The sequence below is a fragment of the Alkalibacillus salilacus genome, assembly GCF_030812915.1.
Lineage (GTDB): Bacteria > Bacillota > Bacilli > Bacillales > Alkalibacillaceae > Alkalibacillus > Alkalibacillus salilacus.
In genome coordinates this window covers 141835-155516 of the sequence record NZ_JAUSTQ010000002.1, presented here as the reverse complement: position 1 = coordinate 155516, position 13682 = coordinate 141835, and the positions used below count along the sequence as shown (strand labels likewise).

14 protein-coding genes and 5 tRNA genes are annotated in these 13682 nt (G+C 36.7%); 14 read left to right on the top strand and 5 right to left on the bottom strand.

Translation table 11 applies throughout. The features are described from left to right. Positions 1-891 (top strand): deoxyribonuclease IV, encoded by an 891-nt coding sequence (locus J2S77_RS02985; protein ID WP_306974497.1) that lies wholly within the window; start codon positions 1-3, stop codon positions 889-891. A gap of 1 nt (position 892) precedes the next feature. On the opposite strand, the gene J2S77_RS02980 is transcribed toward J2S77_RS02985, so the two are convergent. Then, positions 893-1165 (bottom strand): DUF2624 family protein, encoded by a 273-nt coding sequence (locus tag J2S77_RS02980; RefSeq protein WP_306974494.1) that lies wholly within the window; start codon positions 1163-1165, stop codon positions 893-895. Positions 1166-1322: 157 nt separating this feature from the next. Between J2S77_RS02980 and J2S77_RS02975 the strand changes: the two genes are divergently transcribed. Beyond that, a complete protein-coding gene (locus J2S77_RS02975; protein ID WP_306974493.1) occupies positions 1323-2024 on the top strand; it encodes a lytic transglycosylase domain-containing protein in 702 nt (233 codons plus the stop codon). 66 nt (positions 2025-2090) lie between these two features. After that, positions 2091-2525 carry a threonine/serine exporter family protein gene (locus J2S77_RS02970; protein WP_306974492.1) on the top strand — a complete coding sequence of 145 codons (435 nt, stop codon included), beginning with the start codon at positions 2091-2093 and terminating at the stop codon, positions 2523-2525. 39 nt (positions 2526-2564) lie between these two features. Here J2S77_RS02970 and ispG read toward each other — a convergent pair whose 3' ends face one another. Then, a complete protein-coding gene (gene ispG, locus J2S77_RS02965; protein WP_306974491.1) occupies positions 2565-3668 on the bottom strand; it encodes a flavodoxin-dependent (E)-4-hydroxy-3-methylbut-2-enyl-diphosphate synthase in 1104 nt (367 codons plus the stop codon). Between the two features lie 137 nt (positions 3669-3805). Between ispG and J2S77_RS02960 the strand changes: the two genes are divergently transcribed. The 7 genes from J2S77_RS02960 to J2S77_RS02930 all read left to right on the top strand — a co-directional run bounded on the left by J2S77_RS02960 (position 3806) and on the right by J2S77_RS02930 (position 6809). Then, complete coding sequence (locus J2S77_RS02960; protein WP_306974490.1) at positions 3806-4432, top strand: NfeD family protein; 627 nt, start codon at positions 3806-3808, stop codon at positions 4430-4432. Positions 4433-4576: 144 nt separating this feature from the next. Beyond that, a complete protein-coding gene (locus J2S77_RS02955; protein WP_306974489.1) occupies positions 4577-6211 on the top strand; it encodes a Na/Pi cotransporter family protein in 1635 nt (544 codons plus the stop codon). A 152-nt stretch (positions 6212-6363) separates the two neighbouring features. After that, positions 6364-6438 (top strand) — tRNA-Asn (locus J2S77_RS02950). A 2-nt stretch (positions 6439-6440) separates the two neighbouring features. Beyond that, positions 6441-6514: transfer RNA gene (locus J2S77_RS02945), tRNA-Met, on the top strand. 24 nt (positions 6515-6538) lie between these two features. Further along, a tRNA-His gene (locus J2S77_RS02940) sits at positions 6539-6614 on the top strand. 9 nt (positions 6615-6623) lie between these two features. Then, positions 6624-6700: transfer RNA gene (locus J2S77_RS02935), tRNA-Ile, on the top strand. Between the two features lie 19 nt (positions 6701-6719). Further along, a tRNA-Ser gene (locus tag J2S77_RS02930) sits at positions 6720-6809 on the top strand. Between the two features lie 38 nt (positions 6810-6847). Here the strand turns inward: J2S77_RS02930 and J2S77_RS02925 are convergent. Then, complete coding sequence (locus tag J2S77_RS02925) at positions 6848-7933, bottom strand: SDR family oxidoreductase (protein ID WP_306974488.1); 1086 nt, start codon at positions 7931-7933, stop codon at positions 6848-6850. Between the two features lie 211 nt (positions 7934-8144). On the opposite strand from J2S77_RS02925, the gene J2S77_RS02920 reads away from it, so the two are divergent. From J2S77_RS02920 to J2S77_RS02910, 3 genes are all read left to right on the top strand, one after another. Then, a complete protein-coding gene (locus tag J2S77_RS02920; RefSeq protein WP_306974487.1) occupies positions 8145-8756 on the top strand; it encodes a superoxide dismutase in 612 nt (203 codons plus the stop codon). Positions 8757-8873: 117 nt separating this feature from the next. Beyond that, entirely contained in the window at positions 8874-10094 is a 1221-nt protein-coding gene (locus J2S77_RS02915; RefSeq protein ID WP_306974486.1) for an MFS transporter, read from the top strand. Between the two features lie 87 nt (positions 10095-10181). Beyond that, positions 10182-12287, top strand: coding sequence for a peptidoglycan D,D-transpeptidase FtsI family protein (locus tag J2S77_RS02910; protein ID WP_306974485.1), 2106 nt, complete (start codon positions 10182-10184; stop codon positions 12285-12287). Positions 12288-12321: 34 nt separating this feature from the next. Here J2S77_RS02910 and J2S77_RS02905 read toward each other — a convergent pair whose 3' ends face one another. Further along, entirely contained in the window at positions 12322-12900 is a 579-nt protein-coding gene (locus J2S77_RS02905; protein WP_306974484.1) for a 5-formyltetrahydrofolate cyclo-ligase, read from the bottom strand. Between the two features lie 60 nt (positions 12901-12960). Then, entirely contained in the window at positions 12961-13110 is a 150-nt protein-coding gene (gene rpmG, locus J2S77_RS02900; protein WP_167264229.1) for a 50S ribosomal protein L33, read from the bottom strand. Positions 13111-13285: 175 nt separating this feature from the next. Between rpmG and J2S77_RS02895 the strand changes: the two genes are divergently transcribed. Beyond that, positions 13286-13672 (top strand): hypothetical protein, encoded by a 387-nt coding sequence (locus J2S77_RS02895; RefSeq protein WP_306974481.1) that lies wholly within the window; start codon positions 13286-13288, stop codon positions 13670-13672. Positions 13673-13682 lie beyond the last annotated feature (10 nt).

Genomic DNA, 13682 nt, shown 5'->3' with positions numbered 1-13682 from the left:
ATGAAGTTAGGATCACATGTATCAATGAGTGGGAAGAAAATGCTTCTTGGGTCTAGTGAAGCAGCTGTAGAATATGGCGCTGATACTTTTATGATTTATACGGGTGCACCACAAAACACCCGTCGTAAGGCAATTGAAGAGCTGAATATAGAGGTAGCAAAAGAACATATGAATCAACATGGTATTGATGAGATCGTTATTCATGCGCCTTATATTATTAATATTGGTAATACGAATAAACCTGAGACATATGAATTAGGCGTTAATTTCTTACGTTCTGAGATTGAACGGACAGAGGCAATTGGAGCGAAACAAATTGTTTTACATCCAGGATCGCATGTTGGTGAAGGTGCAGAACAAGGGATTAATCAAATTATTCAGGGTCTTAATGAAGTTTTTGAGGAAAATCGTGATGTTCAAATTGCTCTTGAAACAATGGCTGGTAAAGGATCAGAGGTAGGTCGTTCTTTTGAAGAAATTGCTCAGATCATCGATGGAGTTAAGCATAATGAACGTTTATCTGTATGTTTAGATACTTGTCACATCCATGATGCTGGATATGATATAGTCAACGATTTTGATGGTGTTTTAAAGCAATTTGATGAGATTATTGGTTTGGATCGGTTAAAAGTTATCCACGTGAATGATAGTAAAAATGAACGTGGCGCCCAAAAAGATCGCCACGAAAATATAGGATTCGGTCATATTGGATTTAATGCTTTACATTATGTTGTACATCATGACCAGTTAGCTCATTTACCTAAAATTTTGGAAACACCGTTTGTCGGTACAGATAAGAAAGATAAAAAACCACCTTATCGTTATGAAATCGAAATGTTGAAGGTAGGGACTTTTGATCCCGATTTAAAAGAAAAAATCATGAATCAGTAAATTACATTAAGTGGTGAATATTGAATTGGTCAATTAACTGGTTTAATAATTTCTCTGCATCATGAGCTTTTTCTTTTCCGAATTGTAATTCTATATACTGTAACGTTTTAAGTCGATCCTTTTGAGAAAAGGGGTCGACTTTTTCATTTTTAATAAAATTTAGAAGAGCTGATGCTTCTTCCATTGTTAGTGGTATCCCGTACTCATGACTATATTGTACAACTTCTCTAGATGTTGCTTGATATAAACGTCTGCGAATTAAATCTTTAATCATCATGTCACTCCTTATGTCGTGATGTTTATTAATATGTTCATAAGGGAATATTGTGCCTTGGAATCGAAATACTTGCTTGGTCTTAAAGATTTTTAAGATTGCCATTTAATTATTCATTATAATTTTCAATACAAGCAGGCAGAGAAAGGATGTCGACATGAGGTTAAAGCATTATGGTTTGTTCTTTCTTATAATTATCCTGATCGTTACAGCGTTTATTGTTAATAATTTGTATTATGAACGTACTATAGACGAACTGGAAGATGAGAATGATCGTTTAGAAGAAGAACAAGCTGAAACTTCTGAAAAAGAACCTATGCAATCTGTCCACTTAGATTGGAGTGCAGATTTCTCATATCAAAGTTGGGAAAAAGTCGAACAACAAGCTAACAATATGGTTGAAGATAGTAATGGTAAATTTGATAAATCATGGGCATTATTTTTAGTGCAAAAAGCTAAAGCATATGATATCGATCCATTTATTGTATATGAGTTGCTTAAAGTAGAAACAGGGGATACATTTGATCCTGAATTAGTTGGTCCACCAACTGATTACGGACGTGCTTACGGCATGTCTCAATTTATGGAAAATACAGCGCCATGGATTGCTGACATGGCTAATTTACCTTATGAAAAAGAGTTATTGTTCAATCCAAATTATAGTATCCAATTATCGGTTGTTTATTTAGACCATTTATATGGAAAGTATGGAAATTGGGATGAAGCTCTCACAGCTTATCACCGTGGCATTGGTGGATTGGAGAAATATCAAGCTGAAAATGGACATGCTGAAAGTTGGTATGCTGTTGAAATTCAAGAAAAGGCAGAACAAAACCGGAGCGTCGCCTATAATAATTAAATCAACTGCATAATTTTTGATATCCCTCACACACTATAGACAAGCTATAGAAAGTGAGGGATTTTTATGAGCAACGACGACCAACAACCAAAAGACTATAGCCAAGATGATAATTATTTCGAACAAAACAATGGATTTAACCAATCATATGACCCCGTAACAGGCGTCAAAATGGTTGACAGTCACACCGATAAAAATGATCAAGATGTAGAATTTGCAAGTGATACAGCAACCATGAATCCAGATGAATTAGATAGAGATAAAATTAAAAAAGAAGAGAAGGAATCACATTATGAAGAACATGTTGATGCTGGTTGGGGATGGATTGCTTTAAGTGCATCATTTATATCGTTTTTTGTTTGGACATTTTTATTCGCTTTAATTGGTATAGTGATGGGGATTTATGCAAAACGTCGTGGTGCTAATACACTAGGTAATATTGCTATTGGAGCAGCATTAGTAGCAGTTCTTATTCGATTATTTGTATTTCCGTTAATATAAATAAGGACCCGTCAATTTATTTTGGCGGGTCCTTATTTATTATACTTCTTGTTCTTCACGTTGTTTTTGATAATGTTCTTCAGCTAACTTGTCGACTTCTTTCTTCAGTTCATCCACCATAATCTCTTCTGGTACTTTTCGAATAATTTCCCCGTGGCGGAATAATAAACCTTCACCACGTGCACCAGCGATACCAATATCAGCTTCACGTGCTTCACCTGGTCCGTTAACAGCACAACCTAAAACGGCCACTTTAATCGGTGCTTTAATCTTTTGGATATATTCCTCAACTTCATTGGCAATCGAAATTAAGTCGATTTCAATACGCCCACATGTTGGACATGAAATAAGTGTTGCAGCATTAGATGCTAATCCAAATGATTTGAGTAACTCTTTTGCCACTTTAACTTCTTCAACTGGGTCAGCACTTAATGAAATACGAACTGTACTACCAATACCTTTATTCAAAATAGCACCAAGGCCAGCTGCACTTTTAACAGTTCCAGCGAATAAGGTCCCAGATTCTGTAATGCCCAAGTGGATTGGGTATGAAATGTTTTCTGCTGCTTTTTCATATGCTTCGTTGGCTAAATGAATATCAGAAGCTTTTAGAGAAACAACGATATCATGGAAGTCGAGATCCTCTAAAATTTTAATATGATGCAAAGCACTTTCAACCATGGCATCTGCTGTTGGATAACCATATTTCTCAAGTAAATGGCGTTCTAATGAGCCAGCGTTAACACCAATTCGAATTGGAATACCTTTTTCTTTAGCCGCATTTACGACAGCTTCGATTCGTTCACGCTTACCGATGTTACCCGGGTTAATCCGAATTTTATCAGCACCGCCCTCAATGGCTTTAAGAGCTAAACGGTAATCAAAGTGAATATCGACAACTAAAGGAATATTGATTTGCTTTTTAATTTCAGGGATTGCGTCAGCTGCACGATCATCAGGACAAGCGACACGTACGACTTGGCATCCTGCTTCTTCTAAACGATGTATTTCATTAACTGTAGCTTCTACGTCATGTGTTTTTGTTGTTGTCATCGATTGGATAATGACATCGTCACGCCCACCAATCACAACATTTCCTACTCGAACAGGTCTTGTATCTTTACGATGAGTAATCGCAGACATATGTTCAACTCTCCTTTTGTGATGGAAAAAATCTTTTTTTATAGTTTCATCAATGATAATAACACAAATATAGTTTAACATGCTAATCAGACAGACTGCTATAATAAAGATAAAATGAATAAGGGAGAGAAAATAATATGGAAAGTGTAATGAGTTTGTTTACCCTAACGACATTAGCTATGTTCTTCTTCTTCGGTGAAATATTAATTAGGATGAAAGGGATAGGAGCCATAATCGGTATTATTACTATTGGTATGTATTTTTCGGCCAATTTATCATCGATAGATCTAATTTTGGTAGGAATCGGTTTTGCTGTAGGTTTGGGAATGATTATAGCTGACGGAAAACTTCTTAATGATGGGATATTAGGGATAATTGGATTTATTGTCTTGAATTTTTCGATTGCTTTTGCTGCCCCAGACGCATTATCTGCTTCTTATAGTATTGCAGGGGTTATTTTGGGATCCGTATGTAGCCTGATTTTACTTAAGGTGCCGAAATTACCGAAAAGAAAAATGTGGGGGAAAATGACTTTAAAGGATCAACTTACAAGTGATCAAGGTTATAATTCGATTAATGATTCACACACTAAATTGATTGGGAAAACAGGGGTTACTGAGACTGTTCTAAGACCAACAGGAACGATTGTCATTGATGACGAGCGTTATGATGCTGTTTCACAAGCAGAATGGATTGAGCGAGGTAAAACGATAAAAGTGATTAGTGTTGATGGGACCAGAATATTGGTTGAACGGTTAGATTAGGAGAAAATAGGGTATTTCATTCGTAATGTAAAGATTGTGTAAAGAATAACGAAGAAGGGTTTACTTTTACATGTATTACAGAACATAATAGGCTTGTTGTGTTCAGACAACAATCGATAAAATTTTTACTACGAGGTGACACAAATGGATGGCATTTCAATTCAAGACATCATATTTACTTTTATTGGTGGTTTAGCAATCTTTCTATTTGGTATTAAATATATGAGCGATGGCCTGCAGCGTTCAGCTGGTGATAAGCTACGTGATATATTAGACCGTTTTACAACGAACCCATTCATGGGCTTATTAGCAGGTATAATTGTAACTGTATTACTACAATCAAGCTCAGCAACAACAGTTCTGGTTGTTGGTTTGGTAAATGCAGGGTTTATGACATTAAGGCAATCAATTGGTGTTATTATTGGTGCTAACATTGGTACTACAGCTACAGCATTTATTATTGGTATTGATATTGAAGCGTATGCTCTGCCAATCATGGCGTTAGGTGCCTTATTACTCTTCTTCTTCAAAAATAAGAAAATCACCTATGCTGGTCAGACAGTGTTTGGGTTTGGAGCCCTATTCTACGGAATGAAATTAATGGGTGATGGCGTAAGCCCACTTCAAGATTTACAATGGTTTGAAAATCTTACGGTAACCATGAGTGACGTGCCATTATTTGGTACAGCAATCGGTGCATTCTTTACAGTTGCTGTCCAAAGTTCATCAGCCGCAATAGGCGTCCTGCAGTCCTTATATACTGAAAATGCTATAAGTTTAGATGCTGCATTGCCGGTTTTATTTGGTGATAATATTGGTACAACGATTACGGCTGTATTTGCTGCGATTGGTTCCAGTGTTGCAGCTAAACGGGCAGCCGCTTCACACGTGATCTTTAACGTTGTCGGTGCCACATTATTTATCATCTTACTCGTGCCATTTACAGCATTAATTGAATCGTTAGCAACAGCATTATCATTAGGACCGAAGATGACGATTGCTTTTGCTCATGGTACATTCAACTTATCAAACACAATTATACAATTCCCATTCATTGGATTAATTGCGTATTTAGTGACAAAAATTGTTCCTGGTGAAGAAAGAATCGTTGAATCTAAACCACAGCATCTTGACCCTATCTTTTTATCCCAGTCACCTTCAATGGCTATTTCACAAGCCAAAAGTGAATCACTACACATGGGTCAATTAGCAATCAAAGGTTTAGAAGAATCACGTGAGTATTTAAATACAAACCAATCGAAACACTCTGAAATTGCTTATTCGATTGAAGATGCGATTAACAATCTTGATAAGAAGATTACGAACTATTTAACACAAGTATCCAGTGAAGATATTAACGAAACTGATAGTGCCATTCATTCATCAGTCGTCGATATTGTTCGTGACATCGAGCGGATTGGTGACCATTTTGAAAATATTATCGAACTAAATGAATATAAAATTGCAAACAAAGTAAATCTAACCGAACATGCTATGGATGACTTAAATGAAATGTTCAGCTTAACACTTGATACTGTGGAAAAAGCGATTAAAGCTTTTGAAGATAACGATGCTGAACTAGCACGAAACGTGATGAAGAAAGAAAATGAAATTGATGAAATGGAAAAAGCTTATCGTAAAAAGCATATTCTTCGATTAAATGAAGGAAAATGTAGCGGGACGGCTGGTATCATTTTCGTCGATATCATTAGTAACCTTGAAAGAATCGGTGATCATGCGTCCAACATTGCTCAAGAGGTTGATTTAGAAGAAAGTTAGTTTAGTGTTTGAATAGTTGACAGGTAAAGAAATCATTCTTTACCTGTCATCAATTTTCATTTTGTAAAAAGATAATGCATATCGTGTTGACAAGGTCTCAGTAACATGGTAAATTAAATCTCGTCGCTGTCCTTAGTGACGAGATCATATATTCCAGCGTAGCTCAGAGGTAGAGCAATCGGCTGTTAACCGATTGGTCGCAGGTTCGAATCCTGCCGCTGGAGCCATTGGCGGTGTAGCTCAGCTGGCGAGAGCGTACGGTTCATACCCGTGAGGTCGGGGGTTCGATTCCCTCCGCCGCTATTATTACATAATTAAAGAAACATGGCGGCCGTGGCGAAGTGGTTAACGCACCGGATTGTGGTTCCGGCACGCGTGGGTTCGATCCCCACCGGTCGCCCCATGTGAACAGGGACCCTTAGCTCAGTTGGTTAGAGCTATCGGCTCATAACCGATCGGTCGCAGGTTCGAATCCTGCAGGGTCCACCATATTAATTCAAATACCAACGGAGGAGTACCCAAGTTCGGCTGAAGGGGGCGGTCTCGAAAACCGCTAGGGGCTTTACGGCCCGCGGGGGTTCGAATCCCTCCTCCTCCGCTGTTTTAAAGCTTATCTTAGATAAGCTTTTTTTAATGTTATTTAATTGAAACATGTTTCGTTTGATCGTGCTGATGTTTTTTGTAGTAGTTAATAATCTGAGGTAAATATGTTGCTAAGTCAGGACAAATAATACCAGTTCCTTTTAATTCATTTAACGTTTCTCTACAATCGTGGTACACGTTGCAGACAAAGTAATCGAGTGCTTCCTGCGCGATACCAAGCCATTTACGTATAATCGCGAATTGTAACATGAACCGCGCCAATGAAAATGGCATCCGACCAACTGGTTGTCTGCCTAAGTAATGGTTTGTAATCATCGAATAAACAGCTTGTGCTTGATATGGACGAGGATCTGTTAAATGAAAAGTCTTGTTAATAGCTGTTTCACTATGTAATAGGTGTATTGAAGCAGCTACTATATAATCAATTGGGACGAAATTAGCTCTAGCCTTATGTTGCCCAATATAAGGCAAAATGGGTGCGTATTGTAATGAGCTTAATGTGTTCAGTATAAAGTAAGGTCCGTCAAACTTATCCGTTTCACCCCTTTTAGAGTCACCTATGACAACTCCTGGACGAATAATGGTGGTTGGGACATGACTTTTAATCTCTTCAACCAATAATTCTGCTTCATATTTGGTTTGTTCATAGTGGTTTTTAAAGGAAACAGGCTGAGTTAAATCAGATTCATAAACAACGCCTTCCCGATCACCTGATATAAAAGCTGTACTATAATAGACATAATGCTCTAGATTAGGACAACTTTTGGCAAATTGATTAATATGATGGGTGCCGTTAACATTGACATTATTGGCTAGCTCGTATGAAACAGCTAAGTCGTAAATGGCTGCCAAATGAATGAGGTGAGTGGTATCATGGCTCACTTTTTCAAATGTAGATTGTTCCCAATTTAAAGATGGTTCAGTAATGTCAGTTTCGATTATTTCATATTCAATGGCATAATTAGTTATTAGTGTTTCAATCATCTTTCGAGCTTTAGATTTCATTGAAGGTAATACTAACAGATAAAGTTTAGAAACATATTGATTAGTAACTAAATCACGAATGAGATGTTTAGCTAAAAATCCTGGGAATCCAGTTATTGTATAGGTGCATTTCATATAACTCCTCCTTAATAACCCTATATTACCATATTTTTCTGAACATTTAAGTTGAATCTTAAATGTTTAAGCTGATAAAACATGTGGTAAATATTTAATATAAGTTAAATTAAGGCATAAAACTTGCATAAACTTATTGCGATTGATAATCTTTTAATTGAGTGGAAATTCTGAAAAACTTCCACCGTATTATGTAAAGGAGGATTTAATAATGGCTAAATTTGAACTACCAGAACTACCATATGCATACGATGCATTAGAACCACACATTGACAAAGAAACGATGAACATCCACCACACGAAGCACCATAATACGTATGTTACGAAGTTAAATGCAGCACTTGAAGGACATAGTGATCTTCAAGACAAATCACTCGAGGAATTACTACAAAACTTAGATTCACTACCTAGTGATATTCAAACAGCTGTACGTAATAATGGTGGTGGCCATGCTAACCATGCATTATTCTGGACAGTACTATCACCAAATGGTGGTGGCCAACCAACAGGTGAATTAGCTGATAAAATTAATGAAAAGTTTGGCAGCTTTGAAGATTTTAAAGATCAGTTCAAAGCAGCTGCTACAGGCCGATTCGGCTCAGGTTGGGCTTGGTTAGTTGTCAAAAATGGTGATTTAGAAATCACTTCAACGCCAAACCAAGATACACCAGTTATGGAAGGTGTTACACCAATCTTAGGTATTGACGTTTGGGAACACGCTTATTACTTGAAGTACCAAAACCGTCGCCCTGATTATATCGATGCATTCTGGAATGTGGTTAATTGGGACGAAGTAAGTAAACGTTACAATGATGCTAAATAAATAAACGTTTTTTAAGCTTGCATCCAGTATTAACTGGGTGCAAGCTTTTTATTTTTGAACAAATTGAATAAGCACCTCATTACTGTCAAAAATAAGAGACAGAAAAGAGGGTTGTATATGCTTTTGTTCAACCAGTTAAATGAAGACGTGACAGAGAATGAACGAAAGAATTTAAAGTTATTATTGTTAATCGGTTTTTTATATACTTTAGGTATTTTCTTATCGAATATCTTTGTTAACATTTTTCTTTGGAAACAATCAGAGGACATTGAAGTTGTTGCTGTCTATAATTTGTTAATTGCCATTACCCAAATATTGACTTATTTTTTATTTGGTAAATGGGCCAAACGAATTGACCGCGTCTTGATTTTACGGCTAGGAATTGTGCTCATTAGTTTGTTTTTTATATCTGTTTTAAGTTTTGGTGATCAAGCTGCTGAATATAATTATCTTCTTGGGGCTTTACTTGGATCTGGGTATGGCTTTTTTTGGTTAGCGTTTAGTGTTTTAACGTTTGAAGTGACAGAACCTTATACACGAGATTACTTTAACAGCACATTAGGCATGCTTCAGTCTTTCAGTGGGATGATTGGACCCATTACAGCTGGGTTTATTATATCTTCGTTAGAAGGATATAGTGGATATTTGACGATCTTCTTTATCTCGTTCTCGCTATTTATCTTAGCGATTATTTGTAGCTTTTTTATGGAACGAAGGAAAGTTGATGAACGTTATCTTCTTCGTATTGCCTTAAATGAGAGAAAGCAAAATTTCAATTGGCGTTATTTACTGCATGCACATTTTTTCCAAGGATCAAGGGAAGGAGTATTCTTATTTTTAGTCGGCTTAATTGTTTATATTGGTACTACGAGTGAAATGACCGTAGGGATTTATAACTTTATATATGCACTGACATCACTGGTCGCTTATCGAATTGTGGCTAACTATGTTAAACCTTCCAATCGTTTGCGTTTTATTACGATTGGTGCTGTGACATTGTATTTATCAGTGTTTTGGCTATTACAATCCGATTTATCTTATGAGTTTTATGTATATGGTGCTATGGTTGGAATTGTTTTTCCATTACTTTTTGCTCCATTCATGTCGATATCGTATGATGTCATTGGTGAAGCAAGTGAGGCTAAAGAATACCGAATCGAATACATTATTCTTCGAGAAATTGCTCTTAACTTCGGACGAGCTAGTTCATTGCTGCTATTTTTGCTTGGACTTCAGGTATTCCCACAAAGATTATGGATGACCTATGCCATTATCGTTTTCGGTGTTGGCTATTTAATTGTGAACATGTTGCTCGTTCGGATTTATTCGAAAGATTGACAAAAAACTGTTTCACTTGACTCCTTATCGTAAACTGTAAATGATGCTATAATGTAGTTATGCATATGAAGGGAGAGGAGTTTGAAAGTGAAACAGAAGAAAAGTAAGTCACATTTACCCCTTCGATTAAATTTATTGTTTTTTCTTATCTTCTTGTTGTTTTCACTACTCATATTACAATTAGGAGTTGTTCAAATATTATATGGACAAGATGCACAGGAGGAAATAAACCGAACTGATCAACAAACGTCTAAAAATCCTGTACCTAGAGGTCGTATGTTTGATCGTACGGGAGAGTTAATGGTTGATAACGACCCTGTATTAGCCATTACGTATACACCACCTAAAAATGTTCAACCTGAAGATAATTTAGAAATAGCCAAAACCCTTGTCGAATATATTGATATGACAGATGATGAGGTTGATTCCATTACCGATAGGGATTTGAAGGATTATTGGATACTGGAAAACCGTGATAAGGCTTATGGACGGTTGAGCGAAGACGAAGAAGAATTGGATAGTGATGAACAATATCAATTAGTGCTTGACCGAGTAAAGGAAGAAGATATTAATAACTATTCTGATCAAAAATTACAACAAATTGCGATTTTTCGTAAATTAAGTCAAGCTAGCGCCTTATCACCGCATATTATTAAACGAGGTGAAGCGGTTTCCAACGAAGAGTACGCAATTATAGCTGAAAACTTAAGCAAGTTTGATGGCGTAAATGTAACCACTGATTGGGATCGTAATTATTTAGTTGAAGATGGTGCATTTAAGAATTTTATTGGCAGTATATCAAGCACTGACCAGGGGATTCCAAACGATCAGTTAGACTACTTCCTCTCACATAATTATAGTCGAAATGACCGTGTTGGTCGAAGTGGTTTAGAGGAACAATATGAATTACAATTATCTGGTCAAAAAGAAATTCGTGAGCATATAACAGATTCGAGTGGTAATGTCTTAACGAGTGAACTCGTACGTGAAGGAGAGCGAGGCAAGGATTTAGTCTTGTCTGTCGATCTTGAATTACAAAAACGTTTAGATAAGATAGTTGGTGAAGAATTAACGGAAGCAATTGAAGGTGATCCACATGAGAACCGAAAAATGAGTTCAGCAATGGCGGTTATGATGGAACCGAACACTGGTGAAATACTGGCGATGTCAGGTCAAACATATAATCGTGAGTCAGAAGGTGATGAACCCAAGCTATCAGATGAATCATTTAAAGTCGTGAATAACGCTTACCAACCAGGCTCGGTTGTTAAGGGTGCAACTGTTCTTGCCGGTTTGGACTCTGGAGTGATTTCACCAGGAGAAGTGATTAGAGATCAAACGATTCATTTGCCAAATGGAGGAACATTTAGTTCTCATAGTACACTCGGTCTTTTAAATGATATTGGTGCGCTTCGAGAGTCATCAAACGTTTATATGGGATTCATATCAATGCGTATGGATGGGGAAAGGTCTGATCGATATGATTTCCGGGGTGATGGTATCAGTACAAGTCAACAAGCTTACTTCGATTTAAGAAATTATTATTCTCAGTTTGGCCTAGGTGTTGAAACAGGGGTCGATTTACCCTATGAATCAACTGGTTATGAAGGTCCTAATGATGATCCTGGACCAGGTCAGCAAATGCAGTATGCGATTGGACAGTATCACTCATATACTACCTTACAATTAGGTCAATATGTATCAACAATTGCTAATGATGGCTATCGTATGGCACCAAGATTAGTCAAACAAATGCATAATCCTGGAGAAACAGCTGGGTTAGGACCATTATATGAAGCTTTGGAGCCTAAATTATTAAACAAAATTAATATGGATGATAATTATATTGATCGTGTCCAGGAAGGGTTCCGCCAAGCATTTCAAGAAAGTGGGGGCACGGGCAGAAGTTATTTTGCAGACAAATCATATGATGCTGCAGGTAAAACGGGTACAGCTCAAACAGAAATTGATGGTGTTGATGTCAATAACCTTAATTTAGTTGGTTATGCGCCACAAGATGACCCTGAAGTAGCTTTTGCGGTCGTTGTTCCGCATGCAGGAACGAATACTGACGAATCACCAAATTATAAAATAAGCGAAAGAGCACTAGATGCCTATTTTGAGATTAGGGACGAACGAGCTTCAAGTGAAGAAAGTTTAGAAGAAGAAACTGAAGCAGAATCAGTAAACTAAAAAAGACTGTAAGCGACTTTTGACTAAAGGTCGTTTACGGTCTTTCTTTATAAGGTGTAAGTAATTTTTGATTGGTTATGATGTAGTCGACTGGTTGATCTAGTTCATCAGTGGGTAGTGAGTTCACGAGTTGTTCTTCCATCGCTAGGCTAATGGTGGTTTGATGAAAGTTAGGTAAATAACGGTCATAATACCCTCCGCCATAACCGATGCGATAGCCTTGTTGGTCAAATAATAACCCTGGTACAAATAATAAGTCGATTTGAGACGGTGCAATATAACGTACTTCATCCGTTTTAGGTTCATAAAGGTCTAAATAGACATTTTCAAGTTCTAATCGATTTGTATATTCATAAAACTTCATATTGTGATCTTGTTTGGGATAGCACTTAGGAATAGCAACTTTTTTGCCTTCCTTCCAGGCTTTATTGATAATTGGATGAGTATCTAGTTCTTGTTCACGGGGAATGGTAATGGCAATTGTCTCCGCTTGCTTCCACATATCAGTGGTATACAAAATGTCTTCAATTATTTGCCGAGCATCTTGTTTGTCTTGAGAAGGGATGTAAGCCATTAACCGTTTAGCGAGCTGACGAAAGGTTTGCTTGTACAAAAGGAACAACTCCTTTAAATTCTACCAATATAAAGAAAAACAGCAGGAAATCCTACTGTTTTACTTCGTTTCACGGTGTAACGTATGACGACCTAAACGTGGAGAATATTTTTTTAATTCAAGACGATCTGGGGTTGTACGTTTGTTTTTAGTTGAAATATAGTTACGGTCACCAGTTTCCGTGCAAGCTAGTGTAATTTGTACACGCATGGGTTTTCCCTCCGTTTCATTTATACAATCAATTTGACTTAATTATCATATCAAAATTATATCATACGTTCAAGAAGATTTTCTAGATAACTCGACTTATGAAAAGATTTCTCTTGTATTGTTGAACATGATAAACTAGTAATATGAATGCTATTTAATGTAAGGTGTGACAATGATGATTTATGTATTAACGACATTATTAATTATTGGTATTAGTTTGTTCACTATATCCTTTTTTATGAGTAATCGATTTAATGATATAGAACAAGAGTTAGAACAATTGTCTATGAATCAAATTCAAAACCAATATGTGCTTAATAATAAAATTAAAGTATTAGAAGAAGAATTGTTATCAGAAACGATGGATCTTAACTTCCATACAAAGCAAGACCAATCGAAGGAAGCAGGAAGTACTCATAAGGAACCAGCTATTGTTGTAAAGGTGAAGAACTTGTATGAACAAGGTTATAATCCAAAAGAAATTGAACAACAGACAGGGTTGGCAGAAGATGATGTAAAGATTATCATTCAGCAAAAGTCTGACAATCAAGTGTTTGCTTAGCTTTGAAGGA